This is a genomic window from Rhodophyticola sp. CCM32, from assembly GCF_004751985.1.
GTDB lineage: Bacteria > Pseudomonadota > Alphaproteobacteria > Rhodobacterales > Rhodobacteraceae > Rhodophyticola.
Genome location: NZ_CP038492.1, coordinates 2,640,538 through 2,659,636, shown reverse-complemented (window position 1 = coordinate 2,659,636; position 19,099 = coordinate 2,640,538). Strand labels below are relative to the sequence as shown.

The window sequence follows — 19,099 nt, the reverse complement described above, 5'->3', positions numbered from 1 at the left end:
ATAGGCGCTGCGCAGGTCAGGTCAAGATGCGGGGTCAGAGGGTTTTGGCCTTTTGCCGCAGCTCGAATTTCTGGATTTTGCCGGTGGAGGTTTTCGGCAAGTCGATAAAAGCCACATGTTTCGGGGTCTTGAACCCGGCCAGACGCTGGCGCAGGAAGGCGATCAGTTCCGCCTCGGTGGCTTTGGCGCCGTCTTTCAACTCGACAAAGGCATAGGGCACTTCGCCCCATTTCTCGTCCGCTTTGGCAACCACAGCGCAAAGCGAGACGGCGGGGTGATGCATCAGGGCGCCTTCAACCTCGACCGAGCTGACATTTTCGCCGCCGGAAATGATGATATCCTTCGCCCGGTCGGCGATCTGCACATAGCTGTCGGGGTGTTGGATGGCGATGTCGCCGGTGTGGAAATACCCGCCCCTGAACGCCTCTGCCGTGGCCCGGGGGTTTTTGTAATAGCCTTTCATCACCGCATTGCCGCGCATCACAATCTCCCCCAGGGCGGTGCCATCCATGGGGGTCTGGGTCATGCTGTCGGTATCCATCACCGTCACATGGTCCATATTGGGGAAGGCGACGCCCTGACGGGCCTTGATCGCGGCGCGGTCGTCTGGCGGCAGATCATCCCAGAGACCATCCTGCCAGGTGCATTCCGTGGCCGGGCCATAGACCTCGGTCAGCCCATAGACCTGGGTGACATGGAAACCCATCGTCTCGATCGCCGCCAATGTGGCGGCGGGCGGCGGCGCACCGGCGGTGAAAACCTCCACCATATGGGAGAAATCGCGCCGCTCCGCATCATCGGCGTTGACGATCATGTTGAGCACAATGGGTGCGCCGCCGAAATGGGTCACACCCTCATCCGCGATGGCGTCATAGATGGTGCGGGCGGTGATCTCGCGGCAGCAGATCGTGGTGCCGCCAAGGGCGGGCATGGCCCAGACATGGCACCAGTTGTTGCAGTGAAACAGCGGCACGATGGTCAGATAGCGGGGGTAAAGGGTCATCCGCCAGGAAATCGGCGTGCCAAGGGTGATCAGATAGGCGCCGCGATGGTGATACACCACGCCCTTGGGCCGCCCTGTGGTGCCCGAGGTATAATTGAGCGCGATGGATTCCCATTCATCCCGGGGCATCACCCAGGGTGCATCGGCATCCCCCTCGGCCAAGAGCGCGTCATAGGTCAGATGGCGGCCCGAGGCGGGATACCCGGCCTGTTCATCGGGCACTTCGACAATCAGCGGCGGCTCCCCCTCCATCGCGCCGATGGCGGCCTCCAGTACGGTCAGGAACTGGGTATCGGCCAGCACCACCCTGGCCTCCCCATGGTCGAGGATATAGCTGATCGTGCCCGGGTCGAGGCGGATGTTGATCGCGTTCAGAACCGCGCCTGCCGCTGGAACGCCGAAATGCGCCTCCACATGGGCGGGGATATTGGGCAGCAGGGTGGCCACCACATCGCCCGGTGCGACATCACGTTTGGCAAGCGCCGAGGCAAGGCGGGACACCCGGCCATGATAGTCCGCATAACTGGTGCGGATCGTGCCATAAACCAGCGCTTCACGGGTGGGAAAGACCGTGGCAGCGCGCGCAAGATGGGATAGCGGGGTCAGCGGCACATGGTTTGCAGGGCGTTTTTCAAGGCCCGTTTCGTCTTTCATCCAGCCCATATGTTCCTCCCCTTCGCAATATGCGCCAATGATGCGGATTTTCTGACGAATGCCAAAAGAAAAAAGCCAGTGAAGCGCCGGGAGTTTTCAACGCTCCCGGCAATGGAATTCTCGAGAATTCCATATGGAAAACTGGAGTTTTCCGCTTTGCGTCAGACCGGTCATAAAACCAGGGGCCTGGCGAAAGGCGCATGCGCCAAGGGGGTGTTTCCGACGCAGATAACATCCCCCGGGGCCGGAATTCTCGAGAATTCCTTGTGGAAAACTGGAGTTTTCCACGCTGTGTTCTGCGGTTACGCGGCTTTCTGTGCGTCCGGTCCAAACCGGTCATAGAAGCTCTGCCCTTTCCCGGCCATCTCACGCAGAAGCCCGGGCGTTGCAAAACGGTCGCCATAGGTTTCGGCCAACTGATCGCAGCGGTCGGCGGCATAGGGCGTGCCCAGGATATCCAGCCAGCTGAACGGCCCGCCGGACCAGGGCGCAAACCCCCATCCCAGAATCGCGCCGACATCGCCCTCGCGGATATCTTCCAGCACACCCTCCTCCAGCGCGCGAACGGCTTCCAGCACCTGGGTGAAAAGCAATCGGTGCTGAACCTCGATCAGGTCGGGCTGCGTATCGGCAATGGGGAATTTCGCGCTCAGACCCTCCCAGATGTCCAGACGTTTGCCTTTCTCATCATAGGCATAGAAACCCGCGTTTGATTTGCGGCCCAGGCGGCCTTCAGCCTCCATCCAGAAAATCACCTCGTCCGAACTGTCATCATAGGCGTCGCCCATGGCGGCCTTGGTGGCCCTGGCAATCTTCACACCCAGATCAATCGAGGTTTCATCGGTCAGTTGCAGGGGGCCAAGCGGCATGCCGACCAGCTTCGCCGCATTCTCGATCAGCGCCGGCGCGATGCCCTCTTTCACCATGCGGATGCCTTCGTTGATATAGGGGATGATGCAGCGGTTGGCATAGAAGAAGCGCGCATCATTGACCACGATCGGGGTCTTGCGGATCTGGCGCACGAAATCGAGCGCTTTGGCAACCGCAACCTCACCTGTCTTTTCGCCCTTGATGATCTCGACCAGCATCATCTTGTCCACCGGGCTGAAGAAATGGATGCCGATAAACTGCTCGGGCCGGGCGCTGGCCTTGGCCAGTTCGGTGATCGGCAGGGTCGAGGTATTGGTGGCGAAAATCGCGGTCCCGGGGATGACGGCCTCGGTTTTCTGCGTCACCTCGGCCTTCACACCGATATCTTCGAACACCGCCTCGACAATCAGATCGCAGCCGTCAAGCTGCGCGTAATCCGTGGTTGGTGTGATCCGCCCCAGGACCTGATCTTTCTTGTCCTGGGTGACCTTCTTGCGGGCCATGCCCTTGTCAAGGATGCCCTCGGCATAGGATTTGCCCTTCTCGGCGGCCTCCTGCGCATTGTCGATCAGCACAACCTCGATCCCGGCATTGGCCGAGACATAGGCGATGCCCGCGCCCATCATCCCGGCCCCGAGGATGCCGACACGTTTGACCGTCTGATCCGCCACGGCGGGCCGGTTGGCACCTTTCTCCAGCGCTTCCTTGTTGAGGAACAGCGACCGGATCATGGCCGAGGAGGAGGGGTTCATCAGAACCGATGTGAACCAGCGCGCCTCGATGGTCAGCGCGGTGTCAAACGGCATCAACGCGCCTTCATAAACCGCCGAAAGCAAGGCTTTGGCTGCCGGGTAGACGCCTTTTGTCTTGCCGTTGATCATGGCGCTGGCGCCCACGAAGGTCATGAAACCCGCAGGGTGATACGGCGCGCCGCCGGGCATTTTCCAGCCTTTCTGATCCCAGGGTTTGACGATATCCGCGTCACCGGCGGACAACACCCAGTCTTTCGCCTTTTCAAGCAACTGATCTGCGGGCACGACTTCGTCAATCAGACCGGCGGATTTGGCTTTGCCGGGGTCCAGCATCCGGCCTTCCAGCAAGACCGGGCTGGCGGCCATCGCACCCACCATCCGCGAATAGCGTGTGGTGCCGCCGCCGCCCGGGAAGATGCCCACCAGAATTTCGGGCAGGCCGATCTTTGCCTTGGGATTTTCGGCCATGAAACGGCGATGGGTGGCCAGGGCAATCTCGGTGCCGATCCCGGCGCAGGTGCCGGTGATGGCGCAGGCCACGGGTTTGCCGCCCTTGTTGGTCTTCGGGTCCATCCCGGCGCGTTCCATTTTCCGCATGACCCGATGGCCATTCATGGTGAAATCAAACAGGCCCCTGGCCGGATCATCGCCTGCTTCCTGCCGGATCGAGGCCAGCACATTCAAATCCATGCCCCCGGCGAATGTCTCTTTGCCCGAAGTAATGACCACGCCTTTCACCGCATCATCGCCCAACGCCTGGTCGATCAGAACCTCGACCGTGCCCAGCGCTTCGCGGCTGAGGACGTTCATGGATTTTCCCTTCACGTCCCAGGTGATTACAGCGACGCCATCGGCGCCGGTTTCCATGGTGAAATCTGTCATGCTCTCGGGTCTTTCTTGCTTCGGGGTGTCGGGATGCCGGGGTGATCCGCGGATGCTGCGCGGCGATTGCTTCGGGCGGGCGACAGATCAGGCAGTGACATCGCGGCCTCCGCCTGTGCTTTGTCTGCTGCTATGCAAACCTGTATTTGTCGACACCCGGGGCAGAAGATCGGGCCAGGTCACGAAAGCCCCCTGCTGAATCGCGCGCCGGACCTTCCATTGGCCATTATGGTTGCCCAGTTCAAGCGAGCTGGGAAAGGACGGGGTGATCACCACCGGCCCGTGCAGAAACTGGCTTGTATGCGACCCCAGAATGCGCGTCGGGGTCACATATGCGGCCTCGCTGCACATGCGGGCATAATCGGTCACCCCCTTGCTGCGCAGGGTCAGTGACCAGATCTGAAATTTATCGCGCACGTCCTGTTCCGTCGCGATCAGGAGTTTTTCGGTTTCCGTCTCGATATAATGCGGGATCGCACTGTGAATCAGGAATGCCTCAACGTCATTGGCGAGAAGAGCCTCGGACACCTTGTCGAGAAGATTTTGATAAATCGCTTTTGCATCTGTCATTTCGATCCCTCCGAAAGGGGTTTGGCATGACAATAACCGGGCGTATTGACGATGCGACATATCTTGTTGTCCGCAAGGGGCTGGTATTGTCGCGTCATCGGGCCCCCGCCCAGATGTTCCGGCATCCGGTCATCTCGGGCCGGAACATGGCGGGAGACGGCATCGACATGCGTCTGACAGATATGTCGCGCGGTCACGGTCATTACGGCTCAGATTCTCTCGATGATGGTGGCCGCACCCATGCCCGATGCAACGCATAGCGTGGCCAGCCCGGTGCCTTTGCCGCTGCGTTCCAGCTCATCCAGCAGGGTGCCGATGATCATCGCGCCGGTGGCGCCAAGCGGGTGGCCCATGGCGATCGCTCCGCCATTCACATTGACCTTGTCGTGATCCACATCGAAGGCCTGCATGAAGCGCAGCACGACCGATGAAAACGCCTCGTTCACCTCGAACAGGTCGATATCGGCGATGCTCATCCCGCTGTCTTCCAGGATTTTCCGGGTTGCAGGCACCGGGCCGGTCAGCATGATCGTGGGGTCGGTGCCGATCTTGCAGCTGGCCCGGATACGGGCGCGGGGTTTCAGACCATTGGCCGCCCCGAAGGCTTCATTGCCGATCAGCAGCGCGGCGGAGCCGTCGACGATGCCGGAACTGTTGCCCGCATGGTGGATATGGTTGATCCGTTCCAGATGCGGATATTTCATCAGGGCGATGATGTCGAAGCCGGGCATGACCTCTCCCATATCCTTGAAGGCGGGTTTCAGGCTGCCCAGGGTCTGCATATCGGTTTCCGGGCGCATGTATTCATCCTTATCCAGGATGGTCAGACCGTTGCGGTCTTTCACGGTGATGATGGAATTTGCGAACCGGTTGTCATCCCAGGCGGCTTTGGCCCGGGTCTGGGAGGCCATTGCCAGCGCATCCGCGTCATCGCGGGAAAAACCGTATTCCGTGGCGATGATATCCGCCGAGATGCCCTGCGGCACGAAATAGGTGTCCATGGCGATCGACGGATCAACCGCGATGGCCGCCCCGTCACTGCCCATCGCTACCCGGCCCATCATTTCGACGCCACCGGCGATATAGCCGTCACCGCCGCCGCCCTTGACCTGATTGGCGGCGATGTTCACCGCCTCAAGACCCGAGGCGCAGAACCGGTTGATGGCAAGACCGGGGATGCGTTCGTCCAGGTCCGAGGCAAGAACCGCCGTGCGCGCCAGACAGCCGCCCTGTTCGGCGACCTGGGTGACATTGCCCCAGATCACATCCTCGACCGCGTGACCGTCCAGATCGTTACGCTCTTTCAACGCGTTGAGGGTGACTGCAGAAAGCCGTGCGGCGGTGACCTCGTGCAGGGCGCCATCCTTGCGGCCTTTGCCCCGGGGGGTGCGGATCGCGTCATAGATATAGGCATCAGTCATGGGTCAGCTCCGGGTGTCTTGGCCTGCCGTGGGCGCAGGCATCAGGTCATAGGGGTGTTGCCAGCCGGGGGTGGAGGCGATGTGGGTCAGCCAGCGGTCGATATTGGGGTAATCGGTGCGGGTGAAGGTGAAGGGTTCGGGGTAATAGAGATATCCCGCGCAGGAGATATCGGCGACGGTCAGGCCGTTGCCGACCAGCCAGTCCCGCCCTTCAAGCCCGGTATTCAGGATATCCAGCGCGGCGGCCAGCCGGCCCGACATGAAACCGATAACATCGGCGTTTCTTTTCTCCTCGGGCAGGAAATTCATGATGAAGCGCAGCGGCCCGGCCACGCCTGAAACCTTGTGATTGTCGAAAAACATCCAGCGCAGAACCTCGCGGCGTTCCTCGGCGCTGGTGCCGCCAAGCTTGCCGGTTTTGGAACTGATATAATCGAGTATGACGCCCGATTGGCTGAGCATCGTGTCGCCATCGGCCAGCAGCGGGACTTCGCCCATGACCGACAGCGCCCGGAATTCAGACGTGCGGGTTTCACCCTTGAAGAAATCGACAAAGACCGGCGTCCAATCGAGCCCTGTCAGATGCAGAGCAAGGGCGGCTTTGTAGGCATTGCCGCTTTCGGCGAAGCAATAGAGTTTCAGTGTCATATCCTGCGTCTCCCCGCGCTGGTCGTGTTATCCTGCACCGGCAGGAGCGGGGGTTTCACACCCCCGCACCCCCGTGGCGTATTTGAAACAAGAAGAGGGCCGGTAACAGGATATTAACGATAACGCGTCAGCGTTGCGGTGCGGTACAGGCTGGCGAGCCGATGACCGCACAAGGAGAAGGCGGCCCTGTCTGAACGTGTCGGCGCCCCCCGGATACGGGGGCATTCGGTCAGACAGGGCGCCGGTTACCGGTCTTCTTCTTGTGTCAAATACGCAAAATCCTTCTTCTCAAACCCGCGCCATCGTCAGCGTTTGCGGGCATCCAGTTCGGAATTGAAAAGCCTGAGCCGGGCGGTCAGATTTTCCTGGTTCGTCACACTGTTCCAGTTTTCAAACAGGAAGGACAGAAATTCACCTTCATCCAGCCCCGCCTCCGCCGAAAGCATCCGCAAACGGCGAAACCCGTCCTCGCTCATCGCGAGATTGGGGCGGCGGGTCAGACGTAGGCGTTTCGGCATGATCTGTCTTCTCTCTCTGCGCTGTCAGAACTGGGCTGCATCCAGCGCCATCACCGTGTCCGCGCCCGATTGGATGCGCGCCAGATGGGTGGCGGTCATCGGCAATTGGCGGGCCATGTAGAAGCGCCCCGTCGCCAGTTTCGTCTTGTAGAAATCCGGGTCCGGGGTGCCGTTTTCAAGGGTTTCCAGTGCGGTTTTGGCCATGCGGGCCCACATCAGGCCCAGGCAGGTATGCCCGAAAAGATGCATGAAGTCATACGATCCTGACAGCGCGTTATTGGGATTCTTCATACCTTCCTGCATGAAATACATCGCGGCCGTCTGCAAATCCTTCGAGGCCGCTTTCAGAGGGTCGAGGAAATCCGCTGTCAGGGCCTCGTTGCCGCTGTTTTCCTTGATGAAGGTTTTCACCAGATCAAAGAAAGCCATCACATGTTTGCCGCCATCCTGGGCCAGTTTCCGGCCCACCAGATCCAGCGCCTGCACGCCATTGGCGCCTTCATAGATCTGGGTGATCCTTGCGTCGCGGGTGAACTGGGACATACCCCATTCCTCGATATAGCCATGGCCGCCGTAAATCTGTTGCGCCAGCACGGTCATGTCATAGCCCTGATCGGTCAGGAAGCCTTTGATCACCGGTGTCATCAGCGAGATCAACCCATCCGCATCCGCGTCCTGGCCGCGATGGGCCTGGTCGATCAGGGTCGCACCCCAGAGAAGGAAGGCACGACCGCCTTCGGCAAAGCTTTTCTGTGCCATCAGGCTGCGACGGATATCGGGATGGACGATCAGCGGATCGGCCGGGCCGTCAGGGTTTTTCGGGCCGGTGACATCGCGGCCCTGCAACCGGTTTTTCGCATAGTCTAGCGCGTTCTGATAGGCCGCTTCGGCCTGGGCCAGACCCTGCATGCCGACACCCAGCCGGGCCTCGTTCATCATTGTGAACATGGCGCGCATGCCTTTGTGTTCTTCCCCAAGCAGATAACCGGTTGCGCCATCATAGTTCATCACGCAGGTGGAATTGCCGTGGATGCCCATCTTTTCCTCGATCTTGCCGCAGGACACGCCATTGCGCGCGCCCAGGCTGCCATCGTCCTTCACAAGGAATTTCGGTACAATGAACAGCGACACGCCTTTGATCCCGTCGGGCGCGCCGGTGATCCTGCCCAGCACCAGATGGATGATGTTTTCGGCCATGTCATGTTCCCCGGCAGAGATGAAAATCTTCTGCCCGGTAATCTGGTAACTGCCATCTTTCTGCGGTTCGGCCCTGGTGCGCATCAGGCCCAGATCGGTGCCGCAATGGGGTTCGGTCAGGTTCATCGTGCCGGTCCAGTCGCAGGCGACCATTTTCGGCAGATAGGTGTCTTTCTGCTGGTCGCTGCCATGGGCCAGAATGGCCGAGGCCGCACCATGGGTCAGGCCCTGATACATGGTGAAGGCCTGATTGGCGGCGGAAAACATCTCGCCCACCGCAGTGCCCAGCACATAGGGCATGTTCTGCCCGCCATATTGTTCGGGCATGTCGAGACCGGGCCAGCCACCTTCTTTCATCTGCTCGAATGCGTCGCTGAACCCCGTGGGTGTGCGAACCACACCGTTTTCTAGGGTACACCCTTCGGTATCGCCAACGGTATTCAGGGGTGTCAGCACCCCGCTTGCGATTTTGCCGGCCTCTTCCAGCACGGCCCCGGTAAAGTCGCGTTCCATCTCGTCATAGCCGGGCACATCCTGACCGGAGATATCGAGCACGTCATGAAGCACGAATTGCATGTCTTTGGTGGGGGCAGTGTAGCTTGGCATCCTGGGGTTTCTCCTCCCGAGCGGTCTTTGGGCCGGTATCTCTTATTCAGCGGCGTCTTTGTGGCCGGTCACATCACTCAGCATGTTTTCGACCAGACCGATCTGTGATTTCAGATCGTCGATCGCCAGATTCAGTTCCGCTTTCTGATGTTCCATATCAGCAAGCCGTTCACCCGCCACATCAAGGGTGCGTGACAATTGGGTGGCCTGCTGATCGCCGGCATAATAGAGATCCAGAAGCTGACGGATTTCTTCCAGGCTGAACCCGAAACGTTTGCCGCGCAGGATCAGTTTCAGCCGGGCCCGGTCACGTCGGGTAAAGAGGCGTTTCTGCCCCTCGCGGATCGGGAACAGCAATTCCTTGGTTTCATAGAAACGCAGCGTCCGGGGGGTAACCTGAAACGCGTCGCACATCTCGCGGATGGTCATGATTTCTTTGGTCATAAGGGGCTCTCTGTATCAAGCATTGGTCATGGCCAGCGATTTGTATAGGCGGGTGTGCTTCTACAAGAGAAGCTGACGTTTACGTAAACGGAACGTTACGTCACTTTGTGCCTGACGAAAGGTCAGGAAAAGTGACGCAGGGTCAGCCGCAACATCTGCAAATGCCTGATTTTCTGTAATCCGCCTTACAGGTAAGGAAATCCTTACCCCTCTGATCGGGCCAGACCGATTCAAATGTTCGAATACAGGACCCGGAAACAGCCATCGGGCGGGAAAGGTCAGGGGCAGTACGTTTATGTGTCACCCGCTGCGGTGGTGTTGCGCAAATTGCGTAACTCCACGATGACCTCATCCAGCTCGCGGCGGCGGCGATCCAGTTCTTCCAATTGCCGGTCGGCCATGGCCAGCCAGGTGTCGCGCTGTACCCGACCTTCGGGATCGGCATCGTAAAGTTCCAGCCATTGGCGAATCTCTTCCAGGCTGAACCCGAACCGCCGCCCCCTGAGGATCAGGGTCATCCGGGCCATTTCCCGGGGGCCGTAGAACCGGCTGCGGCCTTCACGTTCCGGTGCCAGAAGTTCGATATATTCGTAATGCCGCAAGGTGCGGGGTGTCACATCGAAATGTGCACACATCTGTTTGAAATTCAGCCTGTCATCCGACATCGCGCAATCTGGGTGTTATTGCCGTTACGTCATATCTGCACCAGCGCGGATATGAATGCAAAGTTATGTGTTGTGTTTCGGGTTTGATATGAAACAGGCCGGATCAAGAAACGTGGCCTGACCAATGGTGAAAAACCGCCGTTTTCAATTCAGGTTTTACCTGAAACGCGTTAGGTCTTGCGCTGGGGCATGCGGTTCGGGGAACCTGATGCCATCTGCCGCCAAAGGCCGATAAGAAGGATCACAAGATGCCAGTCACGCCCGAGGACAAGGCCCGGATTGCCCGGCAATTCATCGAGGCGATCCCGTTTTCCAGAGCATTGCAGATGCATCTTGACGAGGTCGGCGCAGGTGTGGCGGTGATTTCCATGCCCTATTCCAGGGATCTGGTGGGGGATCCGAAAAGCGGCGTGATCCATGGCGGCGCGGTTTCGGCGCTGATGGATACCTGCGGCGGGGCGGCAGTGATCAGCCATTCGGCAGCACCTGTGGGGACTGCAACAATTGATCTGCGGATCGACTATATGCGCCCGGCCACCCCCGGCCAGCGGATCGTGGCGCGGGCGGAATGCTATCATGTGACGCGCAGCGTGGCCTTCGTGCGGGCCCAGGCCTTTGATGAGGATGACACCCGGCCCGTTGCCTCGGCCACAGGGGCGTTCACCATAGAGCAGGCCACCCGGCGGGCGGGGACCACATCATGAGCCGGTCCGCCCCCGATCCCTTGCATCTGGTCAAGCAGCGCCGCGACGGGGCACTGGCGGCGCTGGTCGATGGTGTGCCCTATATCCGCACCATGGGGATCGGCTTTGACCGGCGCGGGGATGAGCTGACCGGTATCCTGACCTATGATGACAAACTGATCGGCAACCCGTTTCTGCCGGCGCTTCATGGCGGGGTGACGGCTTCGTTTCTGGAAACAACCGCGATCATCGAGTTGAGTTTCAACATCCTGTGGGCGGAAATTGAAAGCGGCAGGCTGGAAGTTGCCGATCTGCGCCCCGAGACCTTGCCGCGTCTGCCCAAGACCATTGATTTCACAGTGGATTATCTGCGTTCCGGCCTGCCGCGTGATGCCTATGCGCGGGCCCGGGTGAATCGCAGCGGGCGGCGCTATGCCTCGGTCCATGTGGAGGCGTGGCAGGATAATCGTTCGCGTCTTTTTGCCCAGGCCACAGGGCATTTCCTGATGCCCTCACGGTCCGGGAGCTGAGACAGACCGGGCGGCAACGGCGGATGCCTGGCCGCAGAGGTCAGAGCGTGCGGGGCGTATGGGTCCGCCTCCGGCGGGCGTATTTTTGACAAGAAGAAGGGGGGCGGATTACAGCCAGGCGGCGCGGTCCGTGCCCGTGGCCTGGGCGATAGTGTCATACCCATCCCGGGCCAGCAGCCTGTCAAGATCACGGGTGATCTGCGCCGCGAGGCTGAGCCCGCCATAAACCAGACCGGTATAAAGCTGCACCGCAGAGGCCCCGGCCCTGATCTTGGCATAGGCCTGATCGGCGCTGGCAATGCCACCAACCCCGATCAGGGGCAGCCTGCCATCGGTCAGCCGTGACAGGTTTGCCAGGACGCGGGTGGAGTGCTCAAACAGGGGCTGGCCCGACAGGCCGCCCGCCTCAGTCGCATGGGGCCCGGTCAGCCCGTCGCGGGACAGGGTGGTATTGGTGGCGATCAGCCCTGCCAGCCTGGCGGTCAGCGCGGCCTCGGCTACATCTTCCAGATCGGGATCCGTCAGGTCGGGGGCGATTTTCAGGAATACGGGAACCGGTTTGTCCAGACCTGCATTGGCGGCCATCACCCCCTCCAGCAGCGCCGACAGAGCCGCCTTGCCCTGCAGGTCGCGCAGTTTTTCGGTATTGGGGGAGGAGACATTGACCGTGGCAAAATCGGCATGCGGTCCGCAATGGCGCAGCACGGTTGCGAAATCCGCGGCGCGATCCGGGCTGTTCTTGTTGGCCCCGAGGTTGAGACCGACAGGGATCATCGGGGGCCGGGCGGCCAGCTTTCTGGCCATCTCCTCCATCCCCTGATTGTTGAAGCCGAACCGGTTGATCGCGGCGCGGTCTTCGGACAGGCGGAACAGCCGGGGTTTGGGGTTGCCCGGCTGCGCGCGGGGCGTGGTGGCACCAACCTCCAGAAAGCCGAACCCGGCCCGGGCAAGAGCGGCCAGCGCCACGGCGTTCTTGTCGAACCCGGCGGCCAGCCCCACCGGGTTGGGCAGATCCAGACCGGCGATGCGGGTGGACAGGCGGGGCGAGGTTATCGGCCCGGGGCGGGGGGTGAGCCCGGATCTGAGCGCGGCGAGGGCCAGGGCATGGGCCTGCTCCGGCTCGATCCGGTGCAGAAGGGCAAGGCCAAGACGCTCGAACATCAGCACAGGTCTCCGGGGAAGACATGTATGCCGTTTTCCAGCGGCAGAGGCGCCTGCCACAGCAGATCGGTCAAGCGGAGCGGGGCATAAAGATGGGGGAAATCCGCGCCACCCCGCGACATTTCCCATTTCAGCGTCGGGCCAAGCGTGTCTGTGTCATAGGCCAGCAGCACCAGACCGGTCTCTCCCGCGAAATGTTTCGCGGCCGTTTCCGCAACCTGCGTGGCGGTGGAGAAATGTATATACCCGTCGGCCAGATCAATCGGCGCGCCCCGGGTTTCGCCCTGTGCCTGCAACGTGGCCCATTCCGGGGCACGCAATATTTTATAGATCAGCATGGGGCAGGGGATGGCGGCTTGACGCCGTGACGTCAAGTGTCACGGTATCGACATCTAATTCGCTTTACTTGGTCGGGTTCGACGGCCAAGCTTGGCTGGTCAATATCATCTGGGAGTATGAACCATGATTGCGAAACTTCTTCGCTCTGCCGCTCTGCTGGCTGCCCTGGGCGTAGCTGCCCCTGCCGTGGCCGATACCACACTGCATATTCTGCACATCAACGATCTGCACAGCCGGATCCAACCGATCAGCCGCTTTGACAGCACCTGTAGCGCCGAGGATGACGCGGCGGGCGAATGTTTTGGCGGGGTGGCGCGGGTTGCCACCGCGATCAACACCCTGCGTGATGAATTGGTCAGCGCCGGTGAAAACGTGATTGTTCTGGATGCGGGTGATCAGTTTCAGGGCAGCCTGATGTACACCACCTATAAGGGCGAGGTCGAGGCCGAGATGATGATGGCCATCGGTTTTGACGCCATGGCGGTTGGCAATCACGAGTTTGATGACGGGCCGCAGGGCCTGTCGGATTTTCTGGACCAGGTCGATTTTCCGGTGATCTCGGGCAATCTGGACCTGTCCCAGTCAGACCTGCTGAATGACCGGGTCGGCGATTATGTGGTGCTGGATGTGAATGGTCTCTCGGTGGGGATCGTCTCGGCGCTTGCGACCGATACGGTGGAAACCTCAAGCCCGGGGCCGAATGTCATCTTCCAGGACGAGGTGGATGCGCTTCAGGCCGATGTGGACGCGTTGACCGAACAGGGCGTTGATATGATTATCGCGCTGACCCATGTCGGGTTGCCCATGGATATGGCGATTGCCGAGGCGGTGACCGGCCTTGACGTGATCGTTGGCGGGCATTCGCATACCTATCTGTCCTCCACCGATCAGGACCGTGCCGGGCCATACCCGACCTTCGTGTCCAACCCGGATGGCGAAATGGTGCCGATCGTGCAGGCCTATGCCTATTCCAAATATCTGGGGCATCTTGAGGTGACCTTCGATGATGATGGCAATGTGATCTATGCGGGCGGCAACACGATGTTGCTGGATGCGGGTGTGGAACCCGATGCCGAGATTGCCGCGCGGGTTGCCGAACTGGCCGGGCCGATTGAGGCAACGATGAGCGAGGTTGTCGCCGAAGCGTCAGAGATGATCGAAGGCTCGCGGGATGTGTGCCGGGCCGGTGAATGCACTATGGGCAATCTGGTGGCCGATGCGATGCTGGATCGTGTGCGCGATCAGGGTGTCCAGATCGCAATCCAGAATGGCGGTGGTTTGCGGGCTTCGATTGATGCCGGGCCGATCACCATGGGGGAAGTCTTTACCGTCCTGCCGTTCCAGAACACGCTGGCAACCTTCCAGCTGACCGGGGCGGATGTTCTTGCCGCACTTGAAAACGGCGTCAGCCAGGCTGAGGACGGGGCGGGCCGCTTCCCGCAGGTTTCGGGCATGCGCTATACTTGGGATGCCGCGGCGGAACCGGGCAGCCGGATCGTCTCGGCCGAGATGCAGACCGATGACGGTTGGGAGGCGTTCGAGCCAGAGACGGTTTATGGTGTTGTGACCAATAATTATATGCGCGGCGGCGGCGACGGATATTCCGTTTTCGCGACCAACGGCTTGAATGCCTATGATTTCGGCCCGGGTCTTGAACAGGTCGTGGCCGATTACCTGGCCGCGCATGCGCCATATGCGCCTTATACTGACGGTCGCATCAGCGGCGTGGAATAAACCTCGGGCGATAGAGGGGAAAGGGCCGGTGCGGGATGTCTCGCACCGGCCCTTTTTGCTGCTATGCAGCATTGTCATGGCGGGCATCGAAAACTGTCAGTTGTCAGTTGGGTTAGCGCTATCATATTTGGGTCATCAAAGACGATACGATCAGCCTTGAAAGGAGCTGCACAATGACCACGATGATTGCCCGCCTGCGTACTGCCGCTGCAAAACGTGCGGCCTATAACCGGACCGTTTCCGAGATTTCCCGGATGCCGCTGGATGTTGCACTGGACCTGAACATTTTCCGCGGTGACGCCGAAAAGATTGCTTACAAGGCCGTCTACGGCGCCTGATCCGGCTTTTATCCGATTTCCGCCCGCACTAGATATGGTTTCTATGTGCGGGCGTTTTGTCATGACATATCCGGTAGATGACATGGCACAGCTGTTTGAGGCTGTGCCATCAAACGATCTTCCTGACAGGGAGAGATTCAATATCTGCCCGACCGATCCTGTGGCCGTCGTGACATCCGAGGAGGACGCGCGGCGATATCGGACCATGCGTTGGGGGTTTCTGCCGCATTGGTACAAATCGCCAAGTGATGGCCCTTTGCTGATCAATGCGCGGGCTGAAACAATTGCCACGAAACCGGCCTTCCAGATGGCCTGCCGCCAGCGGCGCTGTCTGATCCCGGCCACGGGGTTTTATGAATGGACCAGGGATGCAGATGGCACGCGTTTGCCCTGGTATGTGCATTCTGAAACCGAGACCCCCCTTGTTTTCGCGGGCATCTGGCAAAGTTGGACCAGGGGCGCGGATCAGTTTGTCACCTGTGCCATTGTCACCTGTGCCGCAGGGCAGGGGATGTCAGACATCCACCACCGGGAGCCTGTGACCCTTGCGCCGGAGGATTGGGCCTTGTGGCTGGGGGAGGCGGGCAGGGGTGCGGCGCTGTTGATGCGAGCCGCGCCCGAGGGGCGATTGCAGGCCTATCGGGTGGACCCGAAAGTAAATGCCAACACGGCCTCTGGCCCGGAGCTGATTTTGCCGCATGCTGCCTGACCCGCCATTGGCATACCGGCACAGCGGATGCAGGCAAACCGCTATAAAAAGAAGGGCCGCGATACAAGCGCGGCCCGGTCCAGGGAGGATTTAGTTTTTGCGCCGTCTGCTCGATTTTTTTGTTATTGTTGCGGCTTCAAGAACAAATACCCCGGAAAAGGGGCAAAAATAAGGCAATGGAAACAATTGCGGTTTCCTGCCTTACTGGCCCCGAGTGTGAAGAGATAGCTGCTGTCCCACGGGCCATAGGCTTCCGAGGTAACGCCATTGCGGCTGCTGCCTACGAATGCCGGCTGATCCCCCAGCATCTGGATGTGAACAGTGCCACCGGCCGCGGCATTGATCCGTCCGCTATGCACCGCAGCCACGCAGATTGCGCTGTCGGATGTGTAGACATCCGTTCCCCAGATTGTTGATGCCAGACTGCCGCCCGACGGGCAGCTTATCGCATGGGGGCCAAGGCCCAGCTGAAGTGAGATGGGGCTTTGCGTCCATGTGACGGAGGTCGCCTGAACCGGGAGATTGACCTGATGACCGGTGCTGGAAATGATCATGAAACTGCTTGACCATGGTCCGTAAGCTTCTGAGGTGACGCCATTATTGCTGCTTGCCGCATAGGTCTGCTGCGGGCCCAGTACACGAAACGTGACCTGCCCGCCCATGGCCTGGGTGAAGAACCCGGTATGAACGGCGGCCATGCAGATCGAGCTGTCAGAGGTGTAGATGCCTGTGCCCCAGATCGTGCCGCCGGTGCCGCCTGCGGGGCAGTCCACCACATAGGCGCTGCCGGTGGCGGTTTGTACGCCAAGCGAATTGGCTGAGTCAGACCAGTCGGCCAGGGCAGGCAGACCGTAAACCGAAAGCATGCCGGTCAGCAGGGCGGTCGCAACGCGATTCTGGAAGGGTCGTGTGAAGTTCATTATCTGTCCTTTCAAGTCTCTTTATGGCAATTCGGTTTGCTACAATGCGCAGCGATGCTGCTTGGCCTGCCGATATAATAGCCGTTCGAAATAAAGGAATTTCCCATAAAATAATGGGTTTCCCGATCCACCGGAACCCACCCGGCGCCACGTAATATAGCGGAGCCCGGAAGTTTCCTGCGCAAGCCGTAACACAGGAAAGTTAAAAAAGTAAATATGATGGCCGGGCGGTGACGGCGCCGTCCCGGCCATATCCGGGTTGACCCTTTGGCCCCCATGACATACCTCAAACCGGTCTGCGGGCGTTGTGTAATGGTAAGACCTCAGCCTTCCAAGCTGATGATACGGGTTCGATTCCCGTCGCCCGCTCCATCCCCGGTTTGTCAAATTGACATGATGCGTCAAAACGTAAACATAGCCCTTTAAGCCGGAGCACACCGGAGGGGGCAAGATGACCGATTTCCTGTTACTGGCATTCATTTTTCTGGTGGCAGGTGTTCTTGCCGTGCCCATTGCCTCGCGGCTGGGTCTTGGGTCGGTTCTGGGCTATCTGATCGCCGGGATCGTGATCAGCCCGCTTTTGGTGCTGCTGGGGGTCGATGTGGTGTCGATCCAGCATTTCGCGGAATTCGGCGTCGTGATGATGCTGTTTCTTGTGGGGCTGGAACTGGAACCCCGGCTTTTATGGGACATGCGGGCGCGCCTGTTGGGTCTGGGTGGCGGTCAGGTGGTGCTGACCACCGGGATGGTCATGTGCATTGCCATGGTTCTGGGCCAGCCCTGGAGCATTGCCCTGGCGATCGGTCTGGTTCTGGCGCTGTCCTCCACGGCGATTGTGCTGCAAACCCTGAATGAAAAGGGGTTGATGAAATCAGATGGCGGGCAGTCCAGTTTCTCGGTGCTGCTGTTTCAGGATATTGCCGTCATCCCGATGCTGGCTTTCATCCCGCTTCTGGCGATCCCGGAACTGGCGGATCTGGGCGCGCAGGTTGCAGGCCACGGGGCCGAGGCTCCCCATGGTGCCGCCGATGCCCATGGCAGCGGTGATCACGATCGACCGATGAGCCTGGTCTCAGGCCTCAACAGCTGGCAGACCGCGCTGGTGACCATCGGGGCGATTGCGGCGGTGGGGCTGGGCGGCACCTATCTGACCCGGCCGATGTTCCGGTTCATCGCCGTGGCGCAACTGCGGGAACTGTTCACCGCCACGGCCCTGATGATGGTGATCGGCATCGCACTTTTGATGTCGCTGGTGGGGCTGTCGCCTGCATTGGGCACTTTTCTGGCCGGTGTCGTGCTGGCCAACAGCGAATACCGGCACGAACTTGAATCCGATATCGACCCGTTTCGGGGCCTGCTTCTGGGCCTGTTCTTCATGACTGTGGGTGCGGGGATCAATTTTGCCCTGCTGTTTGACAATCTGGGGCTGATCCTGTGCCTGACCCTTGGCCTGATGGTGCTGAAATGCGCGGTTTTGCTGCTGTTGTCGCCGATCTTCGGCATTCGCGGCTCTGACAGATGGCTGTTTGCCCTGGGTCTGGCGCAGGCCGGCGAGTTCGGCTTTGTCCTTCTGTCCTTCACCGTTGCCAATTCGGTGCTGCCGACCGCCATCGCCGATCAGCTTCTGCTTGTGGTGGCCCTGTCGATGCTGCTGACACCCGCCCTGTTCATTCTCTATGACCGGGTCATCGCGCCGAAATTCTCGGAAGAACAGGAACGGGAGGCCGACGAGATCGGCGAGACCGGCCAGATCATCGTTGCCGGTCGCGGCCGGGTCGGTGGTCTGGTGGAGCGGATGCTGTCAACGGCGGGATATGCCTCGACCGTGATTGATTTCAGCTCGAAACAGATTGAAAACATGCGTGTTTTCGGAGTGAAGACCTATTTTGGCGATGCAACCCGGCCCGATCTGCTGCATGCGGCGGGGATTGCCAGGGCAAAGCTGCTGATCGTCGCCATAGATGACAAGGATCAGATCACCGAACTGGTCCGCTATGCGGTGGATAATTACTCCGATCTGCATGTTCTGGCCCGCGCGGTGGATCGTGACCATGTCTATCATCTCTGGGCGGCGGGGTGCCGTGACATCATCCGCGAGACCTATGACAGTTCGGTGCGCATGGGCCGGTCGGCCTATGAGGCGATGGGTGTGCCCAAAGACCAGGCCGAAGCGATGGCGGCGATTTTCAACCGGACGGATCGCCGGGCCATGGTTGAGGTGGCGGATGTCTATGACATCAACATTCCGGCGACCGAAAACCCGGCCTATATCGCCCGGGTAAAAGAGATGATTGAGATACGGCAGCCGGAAATGGCGAAGGAAATGGCCGAGATCAGGATGGCCGCAGGCGGGGAGAAGGCCACGGAGTGAGCCATAGCTGCGTTGCTTCCGTTTTCGGGAAGACGTTCTGCTGGGGGCATAATGCCCGGCGGCACCGTCGGGCAGACAGGTTGA

General features: G+C 60.0%; 18 protein-coding genes and 1 tRNA gene. 7 read left to right on the top strand and 12 right to left on the bottom strand.

The annotated features are described in order from the left end of the window. Nucleotides 1–34: 34 nt before the first annotated feature. The 9 genes from E2K80_RS12895 to E2K80_RS12855 form a co-directional block, all read right to left on the bottom strand. Nucleotides 35–1,666 (bottom strand): AMP-binding protein, encoded by a 1,632-nt coding sequence (locus tag E2K80_RS12895; protein WP_135375371.1) that lies wholly within the window; start codon nt 1,664–1,666, stop codon nt 35–37. A gap of 293 nt (nt 1,667–1,959) precedes the next feature. Next, on the bottom strand, nt 1,960–4,161 hold the full coding sequence (locus tag E2K80_RS12890) for a 3-hydroxyacyl-CoA dehydrogenase NAD-binding domain-containing protein (RefSeq protein WP_135375370.1): 2,202 nt from the start codon (nt 4,159–4,161) through the stop codon (nt 1,960–1,962). An 87-nt stretch (nt 4,162–4,248) separates the two neighbouring features. Then, the gene (locus E2K80_RS12885) at nt 4,249–4,731 is read right to left on the bottom strand and encodes a hypothetical protein (protein ID WP_135375369.1); all 483 of its coding nucleotides are present in this window, start codon (nt 4,729–4,731) and stop codon (nt 4,249–4,251) included. A 209-nt stretch (nt 4,732–4,940) separates the two neighbouring features. Further along, the gene (locus E2K80_RS12880; protein ID WP_135375368.1) at nt 4,941–6,152 is read right to left on the bottom strand and encodes an acetyl-CoA C-acetyltransferase; all 1,212 of its coding nucleotides are present in this window, start codon (nt 6,150–6,152) and stop codon (nt 4,941–4,943) included. A gap of 3 nt (nt 6,153–6,155) precedes the next feature. Further along, nucleotides 6,156–6,800, bottom strand: coding sequence for a glutathione S-transferase family protein (locus E2K80_RS12875; protein WP_135375367.1), 645 nt, complete (start codon nt 6,798–6,800; stop codon nt 6,156–6,158). A 305-nt stretch (nt 6,801–7,105) separates the two neighbouring features. Beyond that, on the bottom strand, nt 7,106–7,318 hold the full coding sequence (locus E2K80_RS12870; RefSeq protein ID WP_135375366.1) for a hypothetical protein: 213 nt from the start codon (nt 7,316–7,318) through the stop codon (nt 7,106–7,108). A gap of 24 nt (nt 7,319–7,342) precedes the next feature. Next, complete coding sequence (locus E2K80_RS12865; protein WP_135375365.1) at nt 7,343–9,121, bottom strand: acyl-CoA dehydrogenase C-terminal domain-containing protein; 1,779 nt, start codon at nt 9,119–9,121, stop codon at nt 7,343–7,345. A 42-nt stretch (nt 9,122–9,163) separates the two neighbouring features. Further along, nucleotides 9,164–9,565: a MerR family transcriptional regulator gene (locus tag E2K80_RS12860; RefSeq protein ID WP_135375364.1), complete on the bottom strand. Its 402-nt coding sequence runs from the start codon at nt 9,563–9,565 to the stop codon at nt 9,164–9,166. A gap of 293 nt (nt 9,566–9,858) precedes the next feature. Then, nucleotides 9,859–10,230 (bottom strand): MerR family transcriptional regulator, encoded by a 372-nt coding sequence (locus E2K80_RS12855; RefSeq protein ID WP_135375363.1) that lies wholly within the window; start codon nt 10,228–10,230, stop codon nt 9,859–9,861. Nucleotides 10,231–10,478: 248 nt separating this feature from the next. Here E2K80_RS12855 and E2K80_RS12850 point away from each other — a divergent pair, with 248 nt between their 5' ends. Both E2K80_RS12850 and E2K80_RS12845 read left to right on the top strand, forming a co-directional pair. Next, nucleotides 10,479–10,934 (top strand): PaaI family thioesterase, encoded by a 456-nt coding sequence (locus E2K80_RS12850; protein WP_135375362.1) that lies wholly within the window; start codon nt 10,479–10,481, stop codon nt 10,932–10,934. After that, entirely contained in the window at nt 10,931–11,443 is a 513-nt protein-coding gene (locus E2K80_RS12845; RefSeq protein ID WP_135375361.1) for a PaaI family thioesterase, read from the top strand. Before E2K80_RS12850 ends, E2K80_RS12845 begins: the two co-directional genes overlap by 4 nt. Nucleotides 11,444–11,551: 108 nt before the next feature. On the opposite strand, the gene E2K80_RS12840 is transcribed toward E2K80_RS12845, so the two are convergent. Beyond that, complete coding sequence (locus E2K80_RS12840; RefSeq protein WP_135375360.1) at nt 11,552–12,610, bottom strand: quinone-dependent dihydroorotate dehydrogenase; 1,059 nt, start codon at nt 12,608–12,610, stop codon at nt 11,552–11,554. Further along, complete coding sequence (locus E2K80_RS12835) at nt 12,604–12,942, bottom strand: DUF952 domain-containing protein (RefSeq protein WP_135375359.1); 339 nt, start codon at nt 12,940–12,942, stop codon at nt 12,604–12,606. The genes E2K80_RS12840 and E2K80_RS12835 overlap by 7 nt, the downstream gene beginning before the upstream one ends. Before the next feature lie 124 nt (nt 12,943–13,066). Here E2K80_RS12835 and E2K80_RS12830 point away from each other — a divergent pair, with 124 nt between their 5' ends. The 3 genes from E2K80_RS12830 (at nt 13,067) to E2K80_RS12825 (ending at nt 15,724) form a co-directional block, all read left to right on the top strand. Further along, nucleotides 13,067–14,677 carry a bifunctional metallophosphatase/5'-nucleotidase gene (locus E2K80_RS12830; protein WP_135375358.1) on the top strand — a complete coding sequence of 537 codons (1,611 nt, stop codon included), beginning with the start codon at nt 13,067–13,069 and terminating at the stop codon, nt 14,675–14,677. A gap of 173 nt (nt 14,678–14,850) precedes the next feature. Continuing rightward, nucleotides 14,851–15,015, top strand: coding sequence for a hypothetical protein (locus E2K80_RS19140; protein WP_168193185.1), 165 nt, complete (start codon nt 14,851–14,853; stop codon nt 15,013–15,015). Between the two features lie 43 nt (nt 15,016–15,058). Next, entirely contained in the window at nt 15,059–15,724 is a 666-nt protein-coding gene (locus tag E2K80_RS12825) for an SOS response-associated peptidase (RefSeq protein WP_135375357.1), read from the top strand. A gap of 122 nt (nt 15,725–15,846) precedes the next feature. Here the strand turns inward: E2K80_RS12825 and E2K80_RS12820 are convergent, their stop codons facing one another. Then, the gene (locus E2K80_RS12820; protein ID WP_135375356.1) at nt 15,847–16,644 is read right to left on the bottom strand and encodes an LCCL domain-containing protein; all 798 of its coding nucleotides are present in this window, start codon (nt 16,642–16,644) and stop codon (nt 15,847–15,849) included. 298 nt (nt 16,645–16,942) lie between these two features. On the opposite strand from E2K80_RS12820, the gene E2K80_RS12815 reads away from it, so the two are divergent. Then, nucleotides 16,943–17,016 (top strand) — tRNA-Gly (locus E2K80_RS12815). A 79-nt stretch (nt 17,017–17,095) separates the two neighbouring features. Then, nucleotides 17,096–19,015: a cation:proton antiporter domain-containing protein gene (locus E2K80_RS12810; protein ID WP_135375355.1), complete on the top strand. Its 1,920-nt coding sequence runs from the start codon at nt 17,096–17,098 to the stop codon at nt 19,013–19,015. The last annotated feature ends 84 nt before the right edge of the window (nt 19,016–19,099 follow it).